The sequence below is a fragment of the Cryobacterium sp. Y62 genome (assembly GCF_002929785.1).
Lineage (GTDB): Bacteria > Actinomycetota > Actinomycetes > Actinomycetales > Microbacteriaceae > Cryobacterium.
The window spans coordinates 18,937-41,254 of record NZ_PJJK01000107.1 but is presented as its reverse complement, the minus strand read 5'-3'; the positions used below and the strand labels follow the sequence as shown (position 1 = coordinate 41,254).

Annotated in this window: 31 protein-coding genes and 2 pseudogenes; 4 read left to right on the top strand and 29 right to left on the bottom strand. The window is 62.6% G+C overall.

The window, feature by feature from the left end; translation table 11 throughout:
- Positions 1–42 precede the first annotated feature (42 nt).
- From CXY71_RS10400 to CXY71_RS10385, 5 genes and pseudogenes are all read right to left on the bottom strand, one after another.
- A complete protein-coding gene (locus tag CXY71_RS10400; RefSeq protein ID WP_104135548.1) occupies positions 43–795 on the bottom strand; it encodes a phosphoglyceromutase in 753 nt (250 codons plus the stop codon).
- A 185-nt stretch (positions 796–980) separates the two neighbouring features.
- The gene (locus CXY71_RS10395) at positions 981–2,261 is read right to left on the bottom strand and encodes a folate-binding protein YgfZ (protein ID WP_104135547.1); all 1,281 of its coding nucleotides are present in this window, start codon (positions 2,259–2,261) and stop codon (positions 981–983) included.
- Between the two features lie 189 nt (positions 2,262–2,450).
- Positions 2,451–2,843: pseudogene (locus CXY71_RS22650) on the bottom strand (FABP family protein); the annotation flags it as partial.
- Positions 2,844–3,074: 231 nt separating this feature from the next.
- Positions 3,075–3,266, bottom strand: a pseudogene (locus CXY71_RS22645) (FABP family protein); the annotation flags it as partial.
- 139 nt (positions 3,267–3,405) lie between these two features.
- A complete protein-coding gene (locus CXY71_RS10385; RefSeq protein WP_104135545.1) occupies positions 3,406–3,660 on the bottom strand; it encodes a hypothetical protein in 255 nt (84 codons plus the stop codon).
- 72 nt (positions 3,661–3,732) lie between these two features.
- Here CXY71_RS10385 and CXY71_RS10380 point away from each other — a divergent pair, with 72 nt between their 5' ends.
- From CXY71_RS10380 to CXY71_RS10365, 4 genes are all read left to right on the top strand, one after another.
- Positions 3,733–4,425, top strand: a complete 693-nt coding sequence (locus tag CXY71_RS10380) for a response regulator transcription factor (protein ID WP_104135544.1) — start codon at positions 3,733–3,735, stop codon at positions 4,423–4,425.
- Positions 4,376–5,269: a mycothiol synthase gene (mshD, locus tag CXY71_RS10375; protein ID WP_104135543.1), complete on the top strand. Its 894-nt coding sequence runs from the start codon at positions 4,376–4,378 to the stop codon at positions 5,267–5,269. The genes CXY71_RS10380 and mshD overlap by 50 nt, the downstream gene beginning before the upstream one ends.
- A 232-nt stretch (positions 5,270–5,501) precedes the next feature.
- Positions 5,502–7,673, top strand: coding sequence for an RNA degradosome polyphosphate kinase (locus CXY71_RS10370; RefSeq protein WP_104135542.1), 2,172 nt, complete (start codon positions 5,502–5,504; stop codon positions 7,671–7,673).
- Complete coding sequence (locus CXY71_RS10365) at positions 7,673–8,620, top strand: NUDIX domain-containing protein (RefSeq protein ID WP_255411381.1); 948 nt, start codon at positions 7,673–7,675, stop codon at positions 8,618–8,620. Before CXY71_RS10370 ends, CXY71_RS10365 begins: the two co-directional genes overlap by 1 nt.
- An 85-nt stretch (positions 8,621–8,705) precedes the next feature.
- On the opposite strand, the gene map is transcribed toward CXY71_RS10365, so the two are convergent.
- The 24 genes from map to CXY71_RS10245 all read right to left on the bottom strand — a co-directional run bounded on the left by map (position 8,706) and on the right by CXY71_RS10245 (position 22,293).
- Positions 8,706–9,536, bottom strand: a complete 831-nt coding sequence (map, locus tag CXY71_RS10360; RefSeq protein WP_233198252.1) for a type I methionyl aminopeptidase — start codon at positions 9,534–9,536, stop codon at positions 8,706–8,708.
- Between the two features lie 120 nt (positions 9,537–9,656).
- A complete protein-coding gene (locus CXY71_RS10355) occupies positions 9,657–10,241 on the bottom strand; it encodes an adenylate kinase (RefSeq protein WP_104135541.1) in 585 nt (194 codons plus the stop codon).
- Positions 10,238–11,560, bottom strand: a complete 1,323-nt coding sequence (gene secY, locus CXY71_RS10350) for a preprotein translocase subunit SecY (RefSeq protein WP_104135588.1) — start codon at positions 11,558–11,560, stop codon at positions 10,238–10,240. The genes CXY71_RS10355 and secY overlap by 4 nt, the downstream gene beginning before the upstream one ends.
- Before the next feature lie 142 nt (positions 11,561–11,702).
- Positions 11,703–12,263 carry a 50S ribosomal protein L15 gene (gene rplO, locus CXY71_RS10345; RefSeq protein WP_104135540.1) on the bottom strand — a complete coding sequence of 187 codons (561 nt, stop codon included), beginning with the start codon at positions 12,261–12,263 and terminating at the stop codon, positions 11,703–11,705.
- Positions 12,263–12,445, bottom strand: coding sequence for a 50S ribosomal protein L30 (rpmD, locus tag CXY71_RS10340; RefSeq protein WP_066597599.1), 183 nt, complete (start codon positions 12,443–12,445; stop codon positions 12,263–12,265). The genes rplO and rpmD overlap by 1 nt, the downstream gene beginning before the upstream one ends.
- On the bottom strand, positions 12,445–13,137 hold the full coding sequence (gene rpsE / locus CXY71_RS10335; protein WP_092451201.1) for a 30S ribosomal protein S5: 693 nt from the start codon (positions 13,135–13,137) through the stop codon (positions 12,445–12,447). The genes rpmD and rpsE overlap by 1 nt, the downstream gene beginning before the upstream one ends.
- An 11-nt stretch (positions 13,138–13,148) precedes the next feature.
- Positions 13,149–13,520, bottom strand: a complete 372-nt coding sequence (gene rplR, locus CXY71_RS10330; protein WP_092107252.1) for a 50S ribosomal protein L18 — start codon at positions 13,518–13,520, stop codon at positions 13,149–13,151.
- A 2-nt stretch (positions 13,521–13,522) separates the two neighbouring features.
- Positions 13,523–14,059 carry a 50S ribosomal protein L6 gene (rplF, locus tag CXY71_RS10325; RefSeq protein ID WP_092451139.1) on the bottom strand — a complete coding sequence of 179 codons (537 nt, stop codon included), beginning with the start codon at positions 14,057–14,059 and terminating at the stop codon, positions 13,523–13,525.
- 6 nt (positions 14,060–14,065) lie between these two features.
- Positions 14,066–14,464 carry a 30S ribosomal protein S8 gene (gene rpsH / locus CXY71_RS10320; RefSeq protein ID WP_092107248.1) on the bottom strand — a complete coding sequence of 133 codons (399 nt, stop codon included), beginning with the start codon at positions 14,462–14,464 and terminating at the stop codon, positions 14,066–14,068.
- Between the two features lie 187 nt (positions 14,465–14,651).
- A complete protein-coding gene (rplE, locus tag CXY71_RS10315) occupies positions 14,652–15,260 on the bottom strand; it encodes a 50S ribosomal protein L5 (protein WP_104135539.1) in 609 nt (202 codons plus the stop codon).
- A complete protein-coding gene (rplX, locus tag CXY71_RS10310) occupies positions 15,260–15,619 on the bottom strand; it encodes a 50S ribosomal protein L24 (RefSeq protein ID WP_092451143.1) in 360 nt (119 codons plus the stop codon). Before rplX ends, rplE begins: the two co-directional genes overlap by 1 nt.
- 2 nt (positions 15,620–15,621) lie before the next feature.
- Complete coding sequence (gene rplN / locus CXY71_RS10305) at positions 15,622–15,990, bottom strand: 50S ribosomal protein L14 (protein WP_092451145.1); 369 nt, start codon at positions 15,988–15,990, stop codon at positions 15,622–15,624.
- 34 nt (positions 15,991–16,024) lie between these two features.
- Positions 16,025–16,324 (bottom strand): 30S ribosomal protein S17, encoded by a 300-nt coding sequence (rpsQ, locus tag CXY71_RS10300; RefSeq protein ID WP_092451147.1) that lies wholly within the window; start codon positions 16,322–16,324, stop codon positions 16,025–16,027.
- A gap of 2 nt (positions 16,325–16,326) precedes the next feature.
- A complete protein-coding gene (gene rpmC / locus CXY71_RS22460) occupies positions 16,327–16,671 on the bottom strand; it encodes a 50S ribosomal protein L29 (protein WP_104135538.1) in 345 nt (114 codons plus the stop codon).
- Positions 16,671–17,090 carry a 50S ribosomal protein L16 gene (rplP, locus tag CXY71_RS10290; protein WP_092451151.1) on the bottom strand — a complete coding sequence of 140 codons (420 nt, stop codon included), beginning with the start codon at positions 17,088–17,090 and terminating at the stop codon, positions 16,671–16,673. Before rplP ends, rpmC begins: the two co-directional genes overlap by 1 nt.
- Positions 17,090–17,860, bottom strand: coding sequence for a 30S ribosomal protein S3 (gene rpsC / locus CXY71_RS10285; RefSeq protein WP_092107240.1), 771 nt, complete (start codon positions 17,858–17,860; stop codon positions 17,090–17,092). The genes rplP and rpsC overlap by 1 nt, the downstream gene beginning before the upstream one ends.
- A complete protein-coding gene (gene rplV / locus CXY71_RS10280) occupies positions 17,860–18,225 on the bottom strand; it encodes a 50S ribosomal protein L22 (protein ID WP_104135537.1) in 366 nt (121 codons plus the stop codon). The genes rpsC and rplV overlap by 1 nt, the downstream gene beginning before the upstream one ends.
- Before the next feature lie 26 nt (positions 18,226–18,251).
- Entirely contained in the window at positions 18,252–18,533 is a 282-nt protein-coding gene (gene rpsS / locus CXY71_RS10275) for a 30S ribosomal protein S19 (RefSeq protein WP_092107237.1), read from the bottom strand.
- Between the two features lie 9 nt (positions 18,534–18,542).
- Positions 18,543–19,382 carry a 50S ribosomal protein L2 gene (rplB, locus tag CXY71_RS10270; protein WP_092339441.1) on the bottom strand — a complete coding sequence of 280 codons (840 nt, stop codon included), beginning with the start codon at positions 19,380–19,382 and terminating at the stop codon, positions 18,543–18,545.
- A 22-nt stretch (positions 19,383–19,404) separates the two neighbouring features.
- The gene (gene rplW, locus CXY71_RS10265) at positions 19,405–19,707 is read right to left on the bottom strand and encodes a 50S ribosomal protein L23 (protein WP_092107233.1); all 303 of its coding nucleotides are present in this window, start codon (positions 19,705–19,707) and stop codon (positions 19,405–19,407) included.
- Positions 19,707–20,357, bottom strand: coding sequence for a 50S ribosomal protein L4 (rplD, locus tag CXY71_RS10260; protein ID WP_104135536.1), 651 nt, complete (start codon positions 20,355–20,357; stop codon positions 19,707–19,709). The genes rplW and rplD overlap by 1 nt, the downstream gene beginning before the upstream one ends.
- A gap of 5 nt (positions 20,358–20,362) precedes the next feature.
- The gene (gene rplC, locus CXY71_RS10255) at positions 20,363–21,022 is read right to left on the bottom strand and encodes a 50S ribosomal protein L3 (RefSeq protein ID WP_104135535.1); all 660 of its coding nucleotides are present in this window, start codon (positions 21,020–21,022) and stop codon (positions 20,363–20,365) included.
- A gap of 8 nt (positions 21,023–21,030) precedes the next feature.
- The gene (rpsJ, locus tag CXY71_RS10250) at positions 21,031–21,339 is read right to left on the bottom strand and encodes a 30S ribosomal protein S10 (protein WP_035834607.1); all 309 of its coding nucleotides are present in this window, start codon (positions 21,337–21,339) and stop codon (positions 21,031–21,033) included.
- A gap of 495 nt (positions 21,340–21,834) precedes the next feature.
- Complete coding sequence (locus tag CXY71_RS10245; protein ID WP_104135534.1) at positions 21,835–22,293, bottom strand: hypothetical protein; 459 nt, start codon at positions 22,291–22,293, stop codon at positions 21,835–21,837.
- Between the last annotated feature and the right edge of the window lie 25 nt (positions 22,294–22,318).

The following is a 22,318-nucleotide window of genomic DNA, read 5'->3' as shown; positions in this document are numbered from 1 at the left end:
GCACGGCAAGGCCCAGAGCGTTCGCTCCGGGCCTTGGGCGAGTTACTTTTTGTTACCCTGGGCTGCGACGGCGGCGGCTCCGGCGGCCGCGGCCTCGGGGTCGAGATACTCCCCCGGTCCGAGCGGCATGAAGTCTTCGCCGAGCCGGTAAACCAGGGGGATTCCGGTGGGGATGTTCAGTTCGGCGATGTCGGCATCGCTGATGCCGTCGAGGTGCTTCACCAGGGCGCGCAGCGAGTTACCGTGCGCGGTGACCAGGACGGTCTTGTTCGCGCGCAGGTCGGGCACGATGTCCGACTGCCAGTAGGGCAGCATCCGCTCAACGACGTCCTTGAGGCATTCGGTGCGCGGAAGGGCGGCGCCGAGGTCGGCGTAGCGCGCGTCATGCGCCTGCGAGAACTCGCTGGAGTCGTCGAGCACGGGCGGCGGGGTGTCGTAGGAGCGGCGCCACAACATGAACTGCTCCTGGCCGAACTTGGCCTGGGTGGCCGCCTTATCGAGGCCCTGCAGCCCGCCGTAGTGGCGTTCGTTGAGGCGCCAGGAACGCGTGACCGGGATCCACGAGCGGTCAGCTTCTTCGAGCGCGAGGTTCGCTGTCTGGATGGCGCGGGAAAGCAAGCTGGTGTGGAGCACGTCGGGCAGCAGACCGGCGTCCTTGAGCAGCACGCCGGCGCGGACAGCTTCGGTGGCACCCTGCTCGCTGAGGCGAACGTCCACCCAGCCGGTAAACAGGTTCTGCTGATTCCAGGTGCTTTGGCCGTGGCGGAGGAGGACGAGTGTGTAGGGGGCAGACATGTGCCCACTCTATCGAGCGTGGGTGGCGAAATTGCGCCGGAGCACACCCGCCTGCGGGGGCTAATTCAGGAAAACTGGTCACAGCGGATGCTGCCACCCGCGCAAACACGAGGGAAGCAGCATCCGTCACAGAGAGTTTCCTGAATAAGCCACCAAAAGTCGGCGAGCCCTTGGAGCCGGGAAGGCTAGCGAACCGGGGTGCGGGCACCCAGGCGCGGCAGGCGGGGGATATCGGCGACGGATCCGGCGGACTGTGGCACGATGATCTCCTGGCTGGCCGAGATGGAGATTCCCTCGGACTCGACATAGAGGGTCGACGTGGCCGGAATGATGCGCTTGATCACGGCGAGCGCGATCGGCCCGAGCTCGTAGTGAATGGCGCTCGAAGTGATGGTGCCGACGGCGACTCGCTCGGGCTCTGCCTCTGAACTGCCTGGCCTGACGCGGTCGGCCTGCACCGGGTCGCCGGGCGCGGGCAGCACGCCTTCCGACCCGTCGAGGTGCAGCATGACCAAGCGGCGCGGCGGGTGGCCGAGGTTGTGCACCTTGGCCACGGTTTCCTGCCCGCGATAGCAGCCCTTGCTGAGGTGCACGGCGGTGCGCAGCCAGTCCAGCTCATGCGGGATGCTCTTCTCATCGACCTCCCGCGCCCGTCGCGGACGCCACGCGGCGATGCGCAGCGCCTCCAGGGCGAGCAGTCCGGCCGGTTTTACCAGTTCAGCGGATGCCGCGGCGCCGGTTGGTGAGGATGTGGCAGGGGCAGGGGCAGGGGCGGTGGCGGTGGCGGTGGCGGTGGCGGTGAACGCTGTCGCGGCGGCGCCGGCGGCGAGTGAATCACGCAGCGCGGGGAGGCTGGCGCGGGCCACGAGGGTTTCGGTGTAGGTCCAGCGGGTTCCGGGATGCTCGGGCACTTCGGCGTACTGGTAGCCACCACGGGCGACGGCAGCCCAGGGATCCAGCCAGGTCAGCGGCACGCCGTTCGGGGCGGCGGCGGTGATACCAACAGAAGCTGGGGCATCCGTCATGGCGCCGATGGTGGCGTACACGAGGGTGTGGTCGACAACCTGCACCCGCAGCATAAACTTCATGCGGTCGAGGAAGGTCTGCAGGCCGGGCAGCTCGGCGGCCTCGACGAGGAGCCAGGTTTCGACGCCGTCATCCAGCACGCGGACGGCGTACTCGAGGTGTCCGGTGGGGTCGAGCAGCAGCATCTCGGTGGATCCGCCGGGGGCGAGGCTTTTGAGCTCCTGGCTCGCGATGGAGTTGAGCCAGCTGAGGCGGTCGGGGCCGGCGACGGAGAGCACGCCGTGGTGCGAGAGGTCGACGATGGCGCGTCCGGCGACGAGGGAGCGTTGTTCGATTATGGGATTGCCGTAGTGCGCGGCGACGCCGACGTCGATTCCCTCGGACTGCACCGCGCCGGGCAGTCCCAGCAGCGGCGAGACGGTTGTTGCCGGGTCAGTCATGGCGCTCAATTCTGCCGATCCGGGTTGACGGTCGGCGATCGTGCTTGGGGGCGTGCTCGTTGGCACGGCTCATGCACCTACAACACTACGGCCCGCAGATTTATTCGACGGGCGGGCCGGGTCACTGCCTGACCGGGTTCACCTGAGGAAACCGGGCCCGGGCACGGTTGAAGGAGGGGCGTGCGGCGGCTAGGAGACTCGGGCGAGGCGGCCGGAAGCGTGAGTACGCAGATCCTGGCCGAGAGCGGCGATGTCCCAGGCCCAGAGCAGGTGATTGTCGACGAGGCCGTAGAGGCGGGTGGCGGCCGCGTAGGGCTTCGATCCGGCGGTACGCAGTACGGCATCCGTGGCGAGGTCGATGCGCGGGCCCTTCACCTGGCCGAGGTAGAGCTCTGCGACGCCGCCGGGATGCACGAGAGTGACCTCGATATCGAAGCCGCCGTCACGATTGCGCAACGTTTCAACGGCCGCCGCCGAGGTGAACGGGCGCTCCCCCAAGCCCGGCAACATGCCGGGCCCCGGGTCGCCGTCACCCTGGTTACGGCTAAGCCGCCAGTACCCCGTTTCGGTGACCAGGGGGAGCTTCTCGTCGGACAACATCTCGTCGGACAACATCTCAGGGGGCAGCATCTCAGGGAGTAGCGGAGAGGCTGGCGTAGCGACATCCGTTCCCGAGGAAACGGTCTTTCCCTGCAGAGCGGATGCGGCAGCGCGGGTTTTGGCGGAATCCGTTTCAGAGGCGGAGCCAGTAGCGGTCTCAGACGCGGGCACGGCGGTGTCCGCTTCAGCGGCTGCAGCATCCGTATCCAGAGGCTCGAGCCAGGTATATGAGCTGTAGTTCAGGTGCGGCAGGCCGTCATGGCTGAAGCTGATGCGGTGGCCGAAGGTGCGGCTGACCGACTCCGTGCCGATTTTGTATTCGAGCACACCGGAACCTTCCCAGACTCCAATCAACCAAGAGAGTGGAACAAGTTCGGACGGCAAGCCGACCGGAAGGTCAAACATCGTACTTACCGCTGCCCCCGGAACAGCTTGAAAACGACCATGCCGGATACCCAGGCGATCGACAAGCTGGCCAGTCCGAGCAGGCCTAAAAAGAAAAGTTCCAGCGCTAACAGATCCATGCTGCGAGTCTAGCGGGAGCTCAGAGCACAGCCACGACAATCGTCGCCACGACGAGGATCACGAGGGCGCCCGCGATGCTCAGCGTGACCCGTTTCACGTAGCCCTCTTTGGTTCCGGTGGCGATCTGCAGGCCGAGTGTGACGAGCGTGCAGCCGGCCAGGGTGAGCCCGAACCAGCCGAGCGCCGAATTCGGGGTAGCGAGCAATCCGGTAAGAACAGCCCCCACAATCGCCAGTAACCACACGGTCGCGATCGTTCTCCAGTGCCAGCTCACGTCTCTATTGTGCCCGAACGGTCGCATCCCGTGGCACGCTAGTATGAAATTCGAGACACTTGGAGGGCGCCCGTGGCGCAGTTGTTGATCCTGACCTCCGCGGCCAACAATGACGTACTCCCCGCCCTGGCGCTGCTTTCCCACAATGCAAAACTGATTCCCGCCCAGGCGGATCAGCTCATTCACGCTCCGGATTCCGATTTGATTTTGGTCGATGCCCGAAGCAACTTCGCCGTGGCCAAGTCGCTCTGCCAGATTCTGCGCACGATGGGCACCGTCACTCCCCTGCTGCTCGTCGTCACCGAGGGCGGACTGGCCGCGGTCAGTCCCGACTGGGGAGTCGACGATGTCATTCTCGACACGGCTGGCCCAGCCGAAGTGGATACCCGTATCCGCCTGAGCATCGGCCGGCTCGCCCACACCGTGCCCTCGAACACGATCCGCGCGGCCGGAGTCGTGATCGACGAAGCGAGTTACTCGGCCAAGGTGCACGGAAAACCGCTCGACCTCACTTATAAGGAGTTCGAGCTGCTGCGGTTCCTGGCCGCGCATCCTTCACGGGTATTCACTCGCGAACAGCTCTTAAGCGAGGTCTGGGGCTACGACTACTTCGGCGGCACTCGCACGGTCGACGTGCACGTGCGACGCCTGCGCGCCAAGCTGGGCGACCAGGAATCGCTCATCGGCACCGTGCGCAACGTCGGCTACCGATTCAATGTGCACGAAGAAAATGATGAGCGAGTTCCCAATTCTCTCCGCGCTTAATAAAACGGATGCCGCGGGGCTGGTCGAATTTCACCGGATCGCCGCGGAGGCGCTCGCCTTTGACGGCTACGCGCCCTTCAACGAGCAGGCGCTGTTCGACCTGCACAGCGGCCTACGTAGCGCCTATCTGGTGCGATCGAACGACCTTCTGGTGGGGGCGTCGCTCGCCGGGCGCGGGGAGATCGACCTGGTTGTTGCACCGGAGTCGCGGCGACGCGGATTTGGGCGGGCGGCGGCGATCGAGCTCGTCGCGACGGTTCCGAACGGACTGACTATGTGGTCGCACGGCGATCATCCGGGAGCGCGTGCCCTCGCCATTGAGCTGCGCTTCGTCGCCGCACGCACTCTGCTCGAGCTGCGTCTGCTCCTGGACGAAGCTGGGCCGGCGGCATCCGCTTTGCTGGAAGCCGACAGCATAGACGTGTTCCGCCCGGGCATCGACGATGCCGAATGGATCGCGCTAAACGCCCTGGTCTTTGCGACGCACCCGGAACAAGGCGCGATCACATCGGCCGATCTCACGGCGCGGCAGGCCGAGTCATGGTTCAGCAGCGATGACTTTCTGATTTTGCGGGACGCCGACGGTCGCATGATCGGCTACAACTGGCTCAAGGTCGACGGGGCGATCGGCGAGATTTATGTGGTCGGGGTGCATCCGGATGCCGCCGGTCGAGGATTCGGACGCGCGCTCATGCAGGCGGGGATCCAGCGACTGCGCGACGCCGGCTGCGTCACCGCCGCCCTCTACGTTGAGGCCGACAGCGCCGGTGCCGTGCACCTGTATCGGTCGCTCGGTTTCACCGACCACACGGTTGACGTGCAGTACCGCCGCCTCGCCGACTGATCCCTTCTCGACTGACCCTGTCGCGTCGGACACCGTCTCGACTGACCCAACGCCACCATGTCAGAAGCTGCACCAGCTGGTGCAACGTCATCCGTGCCAGGGGCGATTCGCAACGTAACTCCGTCGATATAACCGGGGCGACGCGCCGAAAAGTCAACGGCTTCGAGATTATTTCGCCTCCCGTTCACCTCGTTCGTCGCGGTGGCGTGATTAAGGGTGTCAGGATGGATAAATGGACGGCGAAACCACCCAAGCAGACTCGGGTCTCACAGACTTCGATGACGACTTTGACCCACTTTTCGGCAAACTCGACCCGGCGCTGCCCGACGACCGCTACCTCGACCGCGAGCTGAGCTGGCTCGCTTTCAACCAGCGCGTGCTCGAATTGGCCGAGGACGAGTCGCTGCCCGTGCTCGAACGCACCAACTTTCTCGCCATTTTCGCGAGCAACCTCGACGAGTTCTTCATGGTGCGCGTCGCCGGGCTGAAACGCCGCATCCTCACTGGGCTGGCTGTACCGACCAACGTGGGCCGGGCTCCGCAGGACGTGCTCAGTGACATCTCGGCCGTCGCCCACGCCCTGCAAGACCGCCACGCCCTCGCCTTTCAGAACCTCGTGCGCCCCGCCCTCGCCGAGGCCGGCGTCGAGGTGGTCGACTGGCAGAGCCTCGGCGACACCGAACGTCGCTCGCTGCGCACCTATTTCTCGAATCAGATCTTTCCGGTACTGATGCCTCTGGCAGTTGACCCGGCGCATCCGTTTCCCTATATTTCCGGACTCTCGCTCAACCTGGCCGTGCGGGTACGCAACACCAAAACCGGCAAGCAGGAGTTCGCCCGGCTCAAGGTTCCGCCAATGCTGCCGCGCTTTGTGCGGGTCGACCGCAATGAGTCGGTCGATCGCATCCGCTACATCGCCCTCGAAGATCTCATCGCCAACCAGCTCGACGATCTGTTTCCAGGCATGGAAATTCTGGAACACCACGTGTTTCGGGTCACCCGCAACGAAGACGTTGAAATTGACGAAGATGAGACCGAAAACCTGATCAAGGCACTCGAGAAAGAACTGCTGCGTCGACGGTTCGGGCCGCCCATTCGCCTGGAGATCACCGAGGACATGGACGAGGTCACCCTCGGCCTTCTCGTGCGCGAACTCGACGTGACCGAGCAGGAGGTCTACCACCTGCCAGCACCGCTCGACCTCGGTGGATTGTTCGACCTGCGCATCGACCGTCCCGACCTGCACTTCGCCAAGCACGTGCCGACCACGGCAGCCCAGCTACTGCCGAGCGAGCCGAACGCCGAGCAGGACATCTTCGCGGCCGTCGCACACCGGGACGTACTGCTACACCACCCCTACGAGTCCTTCGCGACGAGCGTGCAGGCATTCTTGGAGCAGGCCGCGGCCGACCCGAACGTGCTTGCCATCAAGCAGACGCTGTACCGCACCTCCGGTGACAGCCCCATCGTCGAGGCACTCATCGCCGCCGCCGACAGCGGCAAGCAGGTGCTCGCGCTGGTGGAGATCAAGGCCCGCTTCGACGAGCAGGCCAATATCACCTGGGCGCGCAAGCTTGAAAAGGCCGGCGTGCACGTGGTCTATGGGCTGGTCGGCCTCAAAACGCACTGCAAGCTCGCCCTCGTGGTGCGCTACGAGAAGGGTGTGCTGCGGCACTACAGCCATATCGGCACCGGAAACTACAACCCGAAGACCAGCCGCATTTATGAAGACCTCGGTCTGCTAACAGCGGATGCCCAGGTCGGCAAGGACCTTACCCGCCTGTTCAACGAGTTGTCGGGGTACGCCATAGAGAAGAAGTTCAAGCGGCTTCTCGTGGCTCCCCTGCACCTGCGCAAGGCCTTGCTTAAGCAGATCCAGACCGAAACCGAGAACGCCCTCGAGGGCAAGACCAGTGGCATCCGGATCAAGGTCAACTCAATGGTCGACGAAGACATCATCGACGCGCTGTACCGGGCGAGCCAGGCCGGCGTGCACGTCGACGTCTGGGTGCGCGGCATCTGCAGTCTCAAGCCGGGCGTGGTCGGCATGAGTGAGAACATTCGGGTGCGGTCCATTCTGGGCCGGTACCTCGAGCATTCGCGCCTGTTTTCTTTTCACAACCTGGGCGAAACGCAGGTGTTCATCGGCAGCGCCGACATGATGCACCGCAACCTTGACCGCCGGGTCGAGGCCCTCGTGCGCCTGATCGACCCTGAGCACCTGGTCGAGATCGAGGCCCTGTTCGAACGGGCCATGGATCCGCGCACCTCGAGCTGGTGGCTCGACGAGACCGGGCATTGGACCCGCCACGACGTCGACGAGAACGGCGTGCACCTCAGCGATATGCAAAACCGATTGATGCAGCAGATCAGCGCCCGCAAACGACCGGCGGGGCGTCGCTAGTGGCGTCCAAAACCACGGATACCAACGTTTATGCTGCCGGCGCGGTCTGCTGGCGCCTGATCGACGGTCGCATGCACGTGCTGCTCATTCATCGCACGGTGCACGGTGACGTCACCATCCCCAAAGGCAAGGTGGACCCGGGTGAGTTGCTGCCCCGCACCGCGGTGCGTGAAGTCGGGGAAGAGACCGGGCTGGACGTAGCTCTCGGAGTTCCGCTCGGCGTGTCGCACTACGACATGCCAGACGGTCGAACCAAGGTCGTGCACTACTGGGCAGCCGAGATCACGCCGGACGCGATCGCACGCTCGACATTCGTTCCGAACGGCGAGGTCGCCGCGATTGAATGGGTCACCATCAAAAAGGCCCGCAGCTATCTGAGCTACCCGGCAGATGTGGAGATTCTCGAGACGTTTTCGGCATTCGTCGAGGCCGGCGTGACCCGCACGTTTGCGGTTATCGCACTGCGCCACGGCAAGGCCGCGCCACGCACCGGAGCGGGGCCTGACGCTCGTCGTCCGCTGACGGCACGCGGGGTAACGCAGGCTGCGGGCCTGGTCGCGACGATCACGGCCTGGCGACCGTTGCGCATCATCTCGAGCACGGCGACGCGGTGCGTGACGACGGTGGCTCCGCTCGCAGCCGCCACGGGCATCCCGATCAAGCAAACGGACCTGATCAGCCAGGACGCACTCGAAAATGGTGAAGCAGATGTTCGCTCCATCGTCGGCAAGCGCGTGCGCTCCCGCAAGACCGCTGTTTTGTGCAGCCACGGTCCGGTGCTGCCCGAGATCATGCGGGAAATCGCGCTGGCTACCGGGAGCCAGCCGACCTCTGCGCTGTTCGACGCCGCAGACCTCGACACCGGCGGGTTCTCGATCGTGCACCTGTCGTCGGAGAACCCGGCCGCGGGCATCCTGGCCATCGAGACGTTCCGCGCGACCGCCTAACCGGCGTTTCACAGCCGCGCTCAAGCTTGCGTTGGGCGCTGGCGGTTTACGTCGACACCGCTCAGCACGCCGTCGGGAAGCCGGGTTATGGGATGGGGACGGGCGTGATGCCAAACTGGGCGAGGCCGGCAGCGCCACCGTCTTCGGCGGTCAACACCCAGATACCGTCCTTGTGCACGGCAATGCTGTGCTCCCAGTGCGCTGCGGCCTTGCCGTCGCTCGTGGCTACGGTCCAATCGTCGTCCCGGGTGTAGGTATCGATCGACCCGAGCACGACCATCGGCTCGATAGCGACGACGAGCCCCGGCTTCACATCCGGACCTTTCGGGCGCACGCGGTAGTTGAACACCGGCGGATCCTCGTGCATCGAGCGGCCGATGCCGTGGCCGACATAGTCCGTGAGAATGCCATAGCTGCCCTGCGACTCCACGTAATCTTCAATGGCGTCACCGACCTCATTGAGGTGACGGGCGGTGTGTAGCCGGGCGATGCCGTGCCAGAGCGATTGCTCGGTCACGTTACACAGCTTCTGCCGTTCGGCCACAAGCTCGGGTCGGCTGGCGTCCGGCAGCACGAAGCTGAACGCGGCGTCGCCGTTCCAGCCTTCGATGATGGCGCCACTGTCGATTGAGACGATGTCACCGGCCGCGAGGCGCCGCTCAGAAGGGATGCCGTGCACAACGTCGTCGTTCACCGAGGCACACACGGTGTGGTGATACCCGGCCTCGAGCTTGAAGTTCGGCTTACCGCCGAGCGCGACGATGGCGGCCTCGGCCGCAGCGTCGAGTTCGAGGGTCGTAGCCCCGATCACCATGGCAGAGCGGGCGGCCTTGAGCGATGCGGCGGTGGCCAGGCCCGGGGCGACCATGAGGCGCAACTGGGCGGGGTTCTTGTAGATGGAACGACGAAAACTCACTGATTTCCTACAAACTAGCTCCGAGAAGGGGAGCGATCTTTTCTTATTTGCGTTGTGGTGCACATGATGATGGGCCGAGTCGTTAGGCCCGGCCCAAACTCGTGTTAGAGCCTGGTCGTGCTACTGACCACGCAGGCCGCGGTCGGCCAGGGCGGCGAGAATGCGCTCGGTGACCGCCTCAACGGCACCGAGGCCGTCGATCGTGACCACGAGGCCACGAGCGCTGTAGACGTCGATCAGCGGAGTGGTCTGCTCCGCGTAGACATCAAGACGATGGCGGATGACGTCGGCCGTGTCGTCCGCGCGGCCCTGCTCGGCCGCACGCTTCAGCAGCCGCGTGACGACCTCGTCGGTGTCGGCGGTGATGAGAACGACTACGTCGAGCTGAGTGCCCTCTGCACTCAGCAGACGATCGAGCTCATCGACCTGATCGGTCGTGCGCGGATAACCGTCGAGCAGAAAGCCGCCGGCAGCATCCGCTTCCTTGAGCCGGTCAGCGACTATGGCGTTGGTGAGGGTGTCGGGGACGTACGCTCCGGCGTCCATGAACGACTTGACCTCGACGCCCAGCGGGGTGTTGTTGGTCACGTTGTAACGAAAGATGTCGCCGGTGGAGATGGCGGGAATGTCGAAGGCAAGCGCCAGGCGCTCCGCCTGGGTGCCTTTGCCAGCGCCGGGCGGGCCGATCAATAGTAAGCGCGTCATTTAAGAAGCCCCTCATAGTGTCGCTGTTGCAGTTGCGAGTCGATCTGCTTGACCGTCTCGAGCCCCACGCCGACGATGATGAGAATACTCGCGCCGCCGAACGGGAAGTTCTGGTCGGCACCGATAACTGAGAATGCAACGAGCGGGATCAACGCGATAAAACCCAGGTAGAGCGAACCCGGAAGCGTAATGCGGGTGAGCACGAAGTCGAGGTACTCGGCGGTCGGCCGGCCGGCGCGGATGCCGGGAATGAATCCGCCGTACTTCTTCATGTTGTCCGCAACTTCTTCGGGGTTGAAAGTGATCGCCACGTAGAAGTAGGTGAAGCCGATGATCAGGAAGAAGTACATGGCCATGTACAGCGGCTGGTCGCCGCCGGTGAGGTTGTTGGAGATCCAGACGACCCAGGCCGGAGCTTCGGTGCCGGCGGCCGGCTGGTTGAATTGCGCGAGCAGGGCCGGCAGGTACAGCAGCGAGGAGGCGAAGATCACGGGGATCACGCCGGCCATGTTGACCTTGATCGGAATATAGGTGTTGTTGCCGCCGTAGGTGCGGCGCCCGACCATACGCTTGGCGTACTGCACCGGTATTCGCCGCTGGGATTGCTCGACGAAGACCACGCCGGCGACCACCAGAATTCCCACGATCAGCACGATGATGAGGGTGTCGAGGCCCTGCTGCTGGCCGATGGCGCCGAGCGATCCAGGGAACAAGGCTGCGATCGAGATGAAGATCATGAGCGACATGCCGTTGCCGACGCCGCGTTCGGTGACGAGCTCACCCATCCACATGATGACGCCGGTGCCGGCGGTCATCGTGATGACCATGAGCATGATGGCGTACCAGGCGTCGTTGGTGATCAGCTGCGTGCACTCGGTGCTGGCGGATGTCCCAAACAGGGCGCCGCTGCGGGCGACGGTGATCAGCGTGGTCGACTGCAGAATGCCGAGGGCGATCGTGAGGTAACGGGTGTACTGGGTCAGTGTGCTCTGACCCGAAGCACCCTCCTTGTAGAGGGTGTCGAAGTGAGGGATGACCACGCGCAGCAGCTGCACGATGATGGAGGCAGTGATGTAGGGCATGATGCCGAGGGCAAACACGCTGAGCTGGAGCAGGGCGCCACCACTAAACAGGTTGACGAGCTCGTAGAGGCCGCTCGAACCCTGGTTGGCCGCCAGACACAGCTGCACGTTGGCGAAGTCCACGAACGGGGCCGGGATGAACGAGCCCAACCGGAACAGAGCAATGATGCCCAGGGTGAAGCCGATCTTCTTGCGAAGGTCGGGTGTGCGGAAGATCCGCGCAATGGCGCTGAACAAAAAGGCCTCCAGATATTTACGCAGACCGACCCGCGCGGGTCGACAGGAGTACATCGACTAAATACGATCGAGCTTGTCGAATCACACCAAACGATTTAACTCGATTGACGGATTCGACAAGCTCGATTGAGCGTCTACGGGTTTACTTTACAGATCCGCCCGCGGCAACAATTTTCTGCTCAGCTGAAGCAGAGACCTTGTCAACCGTCACGTTCAGCTTAACGGTAATCTCACCGGTGCCGAGAACCTTGACTTTTTCGTTGTCACGAACCGCACCCTTGGCGATCAGGCTGGCGATGGTGACATCGCCGCCGTTCGGGTAGAGGAGTTCAAGCTTTTCCAGGTTGACAACCTGGTACTCGACGCGGAACGGGTTCTTGAATCCACGCAGTTTCGGGGTGCGCATGTGCAGAGGCATCTGCCCACCCTCGAAGCCGACGCGTACGCTGTAACGCGCCTTCGTACCCTTGGTGCCTCGACCCGCGGTCTTACCCTTGGATCCTTCACCACGGCCAACGCGCATGCGGGCCTTCTTCGCTCCGGGAGCGGGGCGAAGGTGGTGTACCTTCAGCACGTGCTCGCGGGGCTCAGTCGACTCGGCTGCGACGGGGGCCTTCTTCGGTGCTGCGGCCTTTTTGGGGGCAGCGGCCTTCTTCGTGTCGGGCTTGTCGGCTACCTTGGTAGCTTCCTTCTCGTCAGCCATTAGTCAATCTCCTCGACCTTTACGAGGTGAGCGACGGTGTTGACGTAGCCACGGTTCTGCGAGTTATCCTCGCGGATCGTAACGGCGCCAATGCGTCGCAGACCCAGACTGCGAAGAGTGTCGCGCTGGTTCTGCTTCTCACTAATTTTGGACTTGATCTGTGTGATCTTCAGCTGGGCCATCAGGCACCTGCCTTCGCGGTTGCGGCTGCTGCAGCTGCAGCAGCGTCGGCACGCAGGAAACGGGCCGGAGCCACGTCTTCATAGGCCAGGCCGCGGCGAGCCGCAACCGCACGCGGCTCTTCGAGCTGGTGCAGCGCCTCGACCGTGGCGTGCACGATGTTGATGGTGTTCGACGAACCGAGCGACTTGCTCAGCACGTCGTGGATGCCAGCACATTCGAGTACGGCGCGCACCGGGCCACCGGCGATAACGCCGGTACCTGCTGCTGCCGGACGCAGCAGAACGACGCCGGCTGCGGCCTCACCCTGTACGGGGTGCGGAATGGTCAGGCCAACGCGAGGAACGCGGAAGAAGTTCTTCTTCGCTTCTTCCACGCCCTTGGAGATAGCGGTCGGGACCTCGCGGGCCTTACCGTATCCGACGCCGACCAGTCCGTTACCGTCGCCGACGACGACGAGAGCGGTGAAGCTGAAGCGACGACCACCCTTGACAACCTTCGACACACGGTTGATGGTGACGACGCGCTCCAGGAACTGGCTCTTGTCGGCATCGCGGCTTCCGCGGTCCTTGTTCGGGTTGCGCTCACGGCCACCACGACGAGCCTCGCGGGGCTCGTTCTGCGGCGGCGTCGTGGAAGCAGCGGTTTCAACCGGTGCAACCGCTTCGGCAGCAACAGGTGCTGTGGTTTCGATCTTTTCAGTGCTCACAGGTTCAATCCACCCTCTCGAGCTCCTTCAGCGATGGCTGCGACGCGTCCTGCGTACTTGCTGCCACCACGGTCAAATACAACGGCTTCGATGCCGGCGGCTTTCGCACGCTCAGCGACGAGCTCACCGACCTTGCGGGCCTTGGCGGTCTTGTCACCATCGAAGGTGCGCAAGTCCGTTTCGAGCGTGGACGCCGACGCAAGCGTGAAGCCCTTGCTGTCGTCAACGACCTGCACGAATACGTGACGAGCCGAGCGGGTGACGACGAGGCGCGGGCGAAGCGCCGTTCCCTCGATCTTCTTGCGAAGACGAGTGTGTCGACGTCCGCGGGCTGCGGCCTTGCTCTTGCCTCTAGTTCCGAGTCCCATGGCTACTTACCACTCTTTCCGGCCTTGCGGCGAACAATCTCGCCGGCGTAACGCACACCCTTGCCCTTGTAGGGCTCTGGCTTGCGAATCTTACGGATGTTGGCGGCAACCTCGCCGACGGCCTGCTTATCGATTCCGCTGACCGTGAGCTTGTTGACGCTCTCCACGGTCAGAACGATCCCGACCGGCGGCTCGACGACGACCGGGTGCGAGAAGCCGAGGGCGAACTCAACAGAGGTACCCTTCTGCGCCGCGCGGTAACCGGTACCGACGATTTCGAGACCCTTGGTGTAACCAACGGTTACGCCGATGATCTGGTTGTTGATCAGGGTGCGAGTCAGACCGTGCAGCGAACGCGACTGGCGTTCGTCGTTCGGACGGGTGACGAGAACGTGACCGTCCTCGATCGACACTGTGATGGGGTTGGAAACGACGAGCGCGAGCTCGCCCTTCGGACCCTTGACGGAGACGGCCTGGCCGTCAGCCACAACCGTGACCCCGGCAGGGATCGGGATGGGGAGTCTTCCAATACGTGACATTCTCAGTTACCACACGTAGGCGAGAACTTCTCCGCCTACGCCCTTCTTCTCAGCCTGGCGGTCGGTAAGCAGACCGCTGGAGGTGGACAGGATGGCAACGCCGAGGCCGCCGAGAACCGTGGGGATCTCAGTCGACTTTGCGTACACGCGGAGGCCGGGCTTGGAAACCCGCTTGATGCCCACGATGGAACGCTCACGGTTCGGACCGAACTTGAGGTCCAGCGTGAGGGTCTTACCTACTGTTGCATCCTTGACGGTCCAGGCAGAGATGTAGCCCTGTGCCTTGAGGATGTCAGCGATGTGCGCTTTCAATTTGCTATGCGGCATCGACACTGTGTCGTGGTACGCCGAGTTAGCGTTGCGCAGTCTGGTCAGCATGTCTGCGACCGGATCTGTCATTGTCATTTTGTGGTGCCTTTCTCGCCTGGTTTCGCCGTTCGTTACGCGAATGACGACCTGTGGTGGTGAGGAAACCGATCGGTTGACCGGCTTCCGGGGTGAAAATCTGTGTGCGCCTGACATTTCTGTGCGCCGGGGCCAACCATGAGTTGGGAGCTAGCAAGCGCAAGCTCCCAACTCTAGTTGAAAAACGCTACTTCTGTGCGTCGGACGTTTTGAACGGGAAGCCGAGCGCTTTGAGCAGCGCGCGACCCTCGTCGTTGGACTTCGCGGTCGTAACAACCGTGATGTCCATACCGCGAACGCGGTCAATGCGGTCCTGGTCGATCTCGTGAAACATGACCTGCTCGGTCAAACCGAAGGTGTAGTTGCCCGCACCATCGAATTGCTTGTCGGAGAGGCCGCGGAAGTCACGGATACGAGGAAGGGCCAGGCTGAGCAGCCGGTCCAGGAACTCCCACATGCGGTCGCCACGAAGGGTGACGTGGGCACCGATGGGCTGTCCCTCACGCAGTTTGAACTGCGCGATCGACTTGCGAGCCTTGGTGACCTGCGGCTTCTGGCCGGTGATCTTGGTGAGGTCAGAAACCGCACCGTCCATCACCTTGCCGTCGCGTGCTGCTTCTCCGACACCCATGTTGACGACAATCTTCGTCAGGGTGGGGATGCGGTGCACGTTGGTGAAGCCGAGTTCCTCGGAGAGCTTGGCACTGATCTCATCGCGGTACTTCTGCTTCAGACGCGGCAGGGCCTTGACGGGCGCGGCGCCGCCAGTGCCTTCAACAACTGCGGTGTCAGTCATTAGAGGTCCTTCCCTGACTTCTTGGCGTAACGAATGCGGACCGTCTTGGTGACGCCGTCCTTCGTTACCTCTTCCTGGCGGAAGCCGACGCGGGTCGGCTTCTTGGTCTCCGGGTCGACGATGGCTACGTTGGACACGTGGATGGCGGCTTCGAAGGTCTCGATGCCACCCGTCTTGGTGCCGCGCTGGGTCTGTCCGACGCGAACGTGCTTGGTCACGAAGTTGATGCCCTCAACGAGGACACGGTTCTTCTCGACGTCGACGGAGATGATCTTGCCCTGCTTGCCACGGTCTCCCCCGCGAGCCTGGCTGCGGCCGCTGATGACCTGAACGAGGTCACCCTTTTTGATTCTGGCCATGATTAAATAACCTCCGGTGCCAGCGAGATGATCTTCATGAACTTCTTGTCGCGAAGCTCGCGACCGACCGGTCCGAAGATTCGGGTGCCGCGGGGGTCACCGTCTGCCTTCAAGATCACTGCAGCGTTCTCATCGAACTTGATGTAGGAGCCGTCTGGACGACGGGTTTCCTTCTTGGTGCGAACGATGACAGCTTTGACGATGTCACCCTTCTTGACGTTTCCGCCCGGGATTGCATCCTTGACCGTGGCGACGATGACGTCGCCCAGGCCGGCGTAACGACGGCCGGAGCCGCCGAGAACACGGATGGTCAAGAGTTCCTTGGCGCCGCTGTTGTCGGCAACCCGTACTCGTGATTCTTGCTGAAGCACTTTATAACTCCTTTACGTCAAGTAAGCGCGAGGCTTACTTGGCCTTCTCAAGAATCTCGACCAGGCGCCAGCGCTTGGAGGCGCTAAGCGGACGGGTCTCACTGATCAGGACCAGGTCGCCGATGCCGGCGGAGTTCGCCTCATCGTGCGCCTTCAGCTTGGAAGTACGGCGGATGACCTTGCCGTACAACGGGTGCTTCACGCGGTCTTCGACCACGACAATGATGGTTTTGTTCATCTTGTCGCTGGTCACGTAACCACGCAGCGTCTTGCGGTAACCGCGAACGAGAGCTTCTGCCTCGGCTGCGACGACCGTTTCGTCAGTCTTCGCCATGACTAGGCCTCCTTCGTCTCGACGGTCTCGGCTGCAGCGTCGTCCGTGGACTCAACTGCGGCCTTGGCCTTCTTGGTTTTTTTCTCTGCCTTCTCAGCCTTGGCCGGAGCCGGGACTGCAACCGGCGTGGCACGAATACCCAGCTCGCGCTCACGGAGAACCGTGTAGATGCGAGCGATATCGCGCTTAACCGCGCGGAGGCGGCCGTGGCTCTCGAGCTGACCGGTGGCCGACTGGAAGCGCAGGTTGAACAGCTCTTCCTTGGCCTTCTTCAGCTCTTCGAACAGCTTCTCGTTGTCAAAGGTGTCGAGCTCGACTGGGGCGAGCTCCTTGGTTCCGATCGCCATTATGCGTCGCCCTCCTCGCGCTTGATGATGCGTGCCTTGAGGGGCAGCTTGTGAATTGCACGGGTAAGTGCTTCCTTCGCAACGGCGTCGGTGACACCGCTGAGCTCGAAGAGAACGCGACCCGGCTTGACGTTGGCAACCCACCACTCGACGGAACCCTTACCGGAACCCATGCGAGTTTCGGCCGGCTTCTTGGTCAGCGGGCGGTCGGGGTAGATGTTGATCCACACCTTCCCGCCACGCTTGATGTGACGCGTCATGGCGATACGAGCGGACTCGATCTGACGGTTGGTCACGTACGCGGGGGTCAGCGCCTGGATGCCATAGTCACCGAATGAGACCGTAGTGCCACCGGTAGCGTGGCCGGTACGACCCGGGTGGTGCTGCTTGCGGTGCTTGACTCTACGTGGAATCAACATTATTTAGCCTCAACTCCTGCTGCGACCGGTGCCGCTGCCGGAGCATCTGCACGAGGTGCACGGCGCGGTCGATCGTCACGACGCTCGGGGCGGGACGACTTAGCGTTGGCCTGCTCGCGAGCGAGTTCCTTGTTGGTGATGTCACCCTTGTAGATCCAGACCTTCACGCCGATGCGGCCGAAGGTGGTCTTGGCTTCATAGAAGCCGTAGTCGATGTTCGCGCGAAGCGTGTGCAGTGGCACCCGGCCTTCACGGTAGAACTCGCTGCGGCTCATCTCGGCGCCACCCAGACGACCGGACACCTGGATGCGAACACCCTTGGCGCCGGCGCGCTGCGCACCCTGCAGGCCCTTACGCATCGCACGGCGAAAAGCCACACGTGCGGAGAGCTGCTCGGCAATACCCTGCGCGACCAGCTGGGCATCCTGCTCGGGGTTCTTGACCTCGAGGATGTTCAGTTGAATCTGCTTGGCAGTGAGTTTTTCCAGGTCAGAGCGGATGCGCTCGGCCTCCGCGCCGCGGCGACCAATCACAATGCCCGGACGGGCGGTGTGAATGTCAACGCGAACACGGTCACGAGTGCGCTCGATCTCGATGCGGCTGACGCCGGCGCGGTCGAGGCTGGTGCTCAGCAGGCGACGGATTTTGACGTCTTCTGCGACAAAGTCAGCGTAGCGCTGACCCGGCTTGGTCGAGTCAGAGAACCAACGCGATACGTGATCGGTGGTGATTCCCAGACGGAAGCCATAGGGGTTTACTTTCTGGCCCATTACTTCGTACCCTCCTCAGGAGTGGTGAGCACAACCGTGATGTGGCTGGTGCGCTTCTTGATTTCGAATGCGCGACCCTGGGCACGAGCCTGGAAACGCTTGAGGGTCGTACCCTCGTCAACGAATGCCCGGCTGATGAACAGGTCCTGCTCGTCCAGATACGTGTTGGCTGCATCTGCCTTGACCCGGGCGTTGGCGATGGCCGAGGCCACCAGCTTGTACACCGGATCGGATGCACCCTGGGGCGCAAACTTCAGAATTCCCAGCGCTTCCTGCGCCTGCTTGCCGCGGATCATGTCAACGACGCGACGAGCCTTCTGGGGGGTAACGCGGATGTGACGCACGCGTGCGATCGACTCCACCATTTCTTCTCCTCCTTCACGTCCCCGCGTTAGCGGCGACGGCCCTTCTTGTCGTCCTTCACGTGTCCACGGAAGGTGCGGGTGGGCGCAAACTCGCCGAGCTTATGACCGACCATGCTCTCGGTGACGAACACCGGGATGTGCTTGCGTCCGTCGTGCACTGCGATGGTGTGTCCGAGCATGTCGGGGATGATCATCGAGCGGCGCGACCAGGTCTTGATTACGTTCTTGCTCTTGGCTTCGTTCGCCGCGAACACCTTGCGAAGCAGGTGGTCGTCAACGAAAGGGCCTTTCTTAAGACTTCTTGGCATCGTCTACTCCTACTTACGCTTCTTGCCGACGGTGCGGCGACGAACAATGAGCTTGTCGCTTTCCTTATTCGGGTGGCGGGTGCGCCCTTCCTTCTGGCCCCAGGGGCTGACGGGGTGACGTCCACCGGACGTCTTACCCTCACCACCACCGTGCGGGTGATCGACCGGGTTCATGGCAACACCACGAACAGTCGGGCGAACGCCTTTCCAGCGCATACGTCCGGCCTTGCCCCAGTTGATGTTCGACTGCTCGGCGTTGCCGACCTCGCCGATCGTCGCGCGGCAGCGAGCATCCACGTTGCGGATTTCACCAGACGGCAGACGAAGCTGGGCGTAGACGCCCTCCTTCGCTACCAGACGAACGGATGAACCGGCTGAGCGGGCCATCTTGGCGCCACCACCCGGACGCAGTTCGATCGCGTGAATGATGGTACCGGTAGGGATGTTCTTCAACGGCAGGTTGTTGCCGGGCTTGATGTCAGCCCCGGCTCCCGACTCGATGATGTCGCCCTGGCTGAGCTTGTTCGGCGCGATGATGTAACGCTTCGTGCCGTCAATGAAGTGCAGGAGCGCGATGCGCGCCGTGCGGTTCGGGTCGTATTCAATTTCAGCGACGCGGGCGTTGACGCCGTCCTTGTCGTTGCGCTTGAAGTCGATCACGCGGTACTGGCGCTTGTGGCCACCACCGATGTGACGGGTCGTGATGCGGCCCTGGTTGTTACGTCCACCAGTCTTGGAGAGCGGACGCAGCAGCGACTTCTCTGGGGTGGAACGCGTGATTTCCGCGAAGTCGGCAACGGATGAACCGCGTCGACCCGGGGTCGTGGGCTTGTACTTACGAATAGCCATTAGTTATCCCTCTGCCTGTCGCTTAGCCGACGGCCGTGAAGATGTCGATGGAGCCAGACTTGAGCGTGACAATGGCACGCTTGGTGTCCTTGCGCTTGCCCATGCCGAACTTGGTACGGCGAGTCTTGCCCACGCGGTTCAGGGTGTTGATCGAAGCGACCTGCACCTTGAAGATCTTTTCGATCGCGAGCTTGATCTCCGTCTTGTTCGAGCGGGGGTCAACGATGAAGGTGTACTTACCCTCGTCAATCAGGCCGTAGCTCTTTTCAGAGACAACCGGAGAGATGATGATGTCGCGGGGGTCCTTGTTGGTCGCGATAGTCATTATGCGGCCACCTCTTCCTTCTTGGTCTTGCTCTCCACAAACGCGTTGAAAGCAGCGGTGGTGAAGACAATGTCGTCGCTGACGAGCACGTCGTAGGCGTTGAGCTGGTCCCACGAGAGGATGTGCACCGTCGGGATATTGCGAATGCTGCGCAACGTGATCTCGTCGGTACGCTCGAGGACAACCAATACGTGCTTGCTCGTGGCGATCTGCGTTAGCAGCTCCAGGGCAATCTTCGTGTTGGGAGTCTCAGCTGTGAACAGTGCCTCGACGATGTGCAGGCGGCCACCGCGGGCGCGATCGCTCAGTGCACCCTTGAGGGCTGCGGCAATCATCTTTTTCGGGGTGCGCTGGTCATAGCTGCGCGGGGTCGGTCCGTGGACGATTCCACCACCGGTCATCTGAGGAGCGCGGATCGAGCCCTGACGAGCGCGACCGGTTCCTTTCTGCTTGAACGGCTTGCGGCCGGCACCGGAGACTTCTCCACGGCGCTTGACCTTACTCGTTCCCTGGCGTGCGGCAGCGAGCTGCGCAACAACGACCTGGTGGATGAGCGGAATGTTGGCGGGAACGTCAAAGAGCTCGTCGGGAAGCTCGGCAGAGCCTGCCTTCTTGCCCTTGGCGTCAATGATGTCGAGTGCTGTAGCCATAAGGACTACGCTCCCTTCACTGCGTTGCGAACGAATACGAGGCGGCCACGAGCACCGGGAACGGCACCCTTGACGAGCATGAGGCCCTTGTCGGCGTCAATAGCGTGCACCTTGAGGTTCAGCACGGTTACGCGCTCGCCACCCATACGACCGGCCATGCGCATGCCCTTGAAGACACGGCTCGGGGTCGAGGAAGCACCGATGGAACCGGGCTTGCGGTGGTTACGGTGCGAACCGTGTGAGGAGGAAACACCCTTGAAGTTGTGACGCTTCATAACACCGGCGAAGCCCTTACCCTTGCTGGTGCCCATGACGTCAACCTTGGTGCCGGCAGCGAATACACCGTCAACGGTGAGCTCCTGGCCGAGGTTGTAGTCAGCGGCATCCGCGGTGCGGAGCTCGGTGATGTGGCGACGTGGCGTGACGCCGGCCTTGTCGAAGTGACCGGCAAGGGGCCTGTTGACCTTGCGCGGGTCGATGGGACCAGCGGCGATCTGAACGCCGTTATAGCCGTCGACGGCCTTGGTGCGAATCTGCGTGACAACATTCGGCGCGATTTCGATGACGGTAACGGGAACAAGCTTGTTGTTCTCGTCCCACACCTGGGTCATGCCGAGCTTCTTGCCGAGGAGACCTTTGGTGGTCTTGGTATCTGCGTAAGACATCGCGGGCCCTAGAGCTTGATCTCAATGTTGACGTCGGCCGGAAGGTCGAGGCGCATGAGCGAGTCAACGGCCTTCGGGGTCGGGTCAATGATGTCGATCAGACGCTTGTGGGTGCGCATTTCAAAGTGCTCCCGGCTGTCCTTGTACTTGTGAGGAGAACGGATGACACACACCACGTTCTTCTCGGTCGGAAGCGGCACCGGGCCGACGACTGTAGCGCCCGCACGGGTCACTGTGTCGACGATCTTGCGCGCCGAAATGTCGATGACCTCGTGGTCATATGACTTAAGTCGAATGCGGATCTTCTGTCCCGCCATGTCGAACTCTCTCTCTGTCGAGGCGTCTTACAGACAACGGCACTGTTTGCCGAGGTTGCATTGGACGCCGTAGTAGCACTGCTGCTGAAAGCACCACTGTTCATATGTCAATTTGAGTCACGTACGAATAATCGACGCTCATCATCAACGCCGACTCCCAGAGCAGAACCTGGGGGACGACACGGTTTTACCCGCGCCGACCAGATCGTTGATTTATGCTGCGCTCTGCTCCCTGCGGCCTAGCCTGCAATCAGCTCTCGTTCGACGAGTGTTCTTCGAAGAGTGTGACGCGACTATGCACTGCCTGGCAGTGATTCCGGCGACGCGTAGCGCACGCCGAAAGTGTTGAACTAGAAGAGTCTGCCACACAGTTGCCACTTCATGCAACCCGGGCGTGTCGCGGCTTTCTTATCGGCCCTTCCCTGTCGGGCCATTTTTAGACGGATGCCCACGGCCGGCCGGCCGCTGGCATCTATTTTTTTGCGCTGTACTGGGCTAGTCCTGGATTCCGGCAGCTACGCGTGGGCTCTGGTCGGCGCAGCTCTTGGCAGCAGATTCGGTCAGCACCCGCCGGGCCATGATCTGACGCGACTGGTCGGAGAGGCCCGATGTCGGGTATGCGGCCAGCACCTTCGTGATGATTTCGGCAATCGATAAGGCGGCGTATTCGTCAAGACTGTCGCAAACCAGCACGCTGTAGACGCTGACCGTGCTCGCCACGATGTCGTCGAGAATCTGCCGTTCCGTTTTCGCGGTCGGCGCGGGAGCGGGGGCCGGCGCAACCGTCGGAGTTGCCGACGGGGCTGGTGTCGGCGTAGCCGCTTGCGGACCGACGGCCGATTGGGCAGCGGGGGCGAACCCGACCAAACGGGGCACGATTACCACGGCAAGGATGCCGACGACGACAATCGCGATCGCCATCAGGATGCGCACTTCGAGCTTAGATATCTGCATGGGCAGACCATAACCGGAAACTGAG

Bases quoted from the DNA above. Each gene is read 5' to 3' on its own strand.
- CXY71_RS10395 (WP_104135547.1), bottom strand. From the start codon at position 2,261: ATGACTGACCCGGCAACAACCGTCTCGCCGCTGCTGGGACTGCCCGGC.
- rplR (WP_092107252.1), bottom strand. From the start codon at position 13,520: ATGGGACTCGGAACTAGAGGCAAGAGCAAGGCCGCAGCCCGCGGACGT.
- rpsQ (WP_092451147.1), bottom strand. From the start codon at position 16,324: ATGGCGAAGACTGACGAAACGGTCGTCGCAGCCGAGGCAGAAGCTCTC.
- CXY71_RS10245 (WP_104135534.1), bottom strand. From the start codon at position 22,293: ATGCAGATATCTAAGCTCGAAGTGCGCATCCTGATGGCGATCGCGATT.
- rpsJ (WP_035834607.1), bottom strand. From the start codon at position 21,339: ATGGCGGGACAGAAGATCCGCATTCGACTTAAGTCATATGACCACGAG.
- rplC (WP_104135535.1), bottom strand. From the start codon at position 21,022: ATGTCTTACGCAGATACCAAGACCACCAAAGGTCTCCTCGGCAAGAAG.
- rplX (WP_092451143.1), bottom strand. From the start codon at position 15,619: ATGGCCAGAATCAAAAAGGGTGACCTCGTTCAGGTCATCAGCGGCCGC.
- rplB (WP_092339441.1), bottom strand. From the start codon at position 19,382: ATGGCTATTCGTAAGTACAAGCCCACGACCCCGGGTCGACGCGGTTCA.
- rpmD (WP_066597599.1), bottom strand. From the start codon at position 12,445: ATGGCCCAGCTGAAGATCACACAGATCAAGTCCAAAATTAGTGAGAAG.
- rpmC (WP_104135538.1), bottom strand. From the start codon at position 16,671: ATGGCGATCGGAACCAAGGAGCTCGCCCCAGTCGAGCTCGACACCTTT.
- mshD (WP_104135543.1), top strand. From the start codon at position 4,376: ATGTGCACGAAGAAAATGATGAGCGAGTTCCCAATTCTCTCCGCGCTT.
- CXY71_RS10355 (WP_104135541.1), bottom strand. From the start codon at position 10,241: ATGACGCGCTTACTATTGATCGGCCCGCCCGGCGCTGGCAAAGGCACC.
- rplO (WP_104135540.1), bottom strand. From the start codon at position 12,263: ATGGCTGACGAGAAGGAAGCTACCAAGGTAGCCGACAAGCCCGACACG.
- rplW (WP_092107233.1), bottom strand. From the start codon at position 19,707: ATGACTATCGCGACCAACAAGGACCCCCGCGACATCATCATCTCTCCG.
- rplP (WP_092451151.1), bottom strand. From the start codon at position 17,090: ATGTTGATTCCACGTAGAGTCAAGCACCGCAAGCAGCACCACCCGGGT.
- rplD (WP_104135536.1), bottom strand. From the start codon at position 20,357: ATGGCTACAGCACTCGACATCATTGACGCCAAGGGCAAGAAGGCAGGC.
- rplV (WP_104135537.1), bottom strand. From the start codon at position 18,225: ATGGTGGAGTCGATCGCACGCGTGCGTCACATCCGCGTTACCCCCCAG.
- rpsS (WP_092107237.1), bottom strand. From the start codon at position 18,533: ATGCCAAGAAGTCTTAAGAAAGGCCCTTTCGTTGACGACCACCTGCTT.
- rpsH (WP_092107248.1), bottom strand. From the start codon at position 14,464: ATGACAATGACAGATCCGGTCGCAGACATGCTGACCAGACTGCGCAAC.
- CXY71_RS10400 (WP_104135548.1), bottom strand. From the start codon at position 795: ATGTCTGCCCCCTACACACTCGTCCTCCTCCGCCACGGCCAAAGCACC.
- rpsC (WP_092107240.1), bottom strand. From the start codon at position 17,860: ATGGGCCAGAAAGTAAACCCCTATGGCTTCCGTCTGGGAATCACCACC.
- rplF (WP_092451139.1), bottom strand. From the start codon at position 14,059: ATGTCACGTATTGGAAGACTCCCCATCCCGATCCCTGCCGGGGTCACG.
- CXY71_RS10370 (WP_104135542.1), top strand. From the start codon at position 5,502: ATGGACGGCGAAACCACCCAAGCAGACTCGGGTCTCACAGACTTCGAT.
- rplE (WP_104135539.1), bottom strand. From the start codon at position 15,260: ATGACTGACACCGCAGTTGTTGAAGGCACTGGCGGCGCCGCGCCCGTC.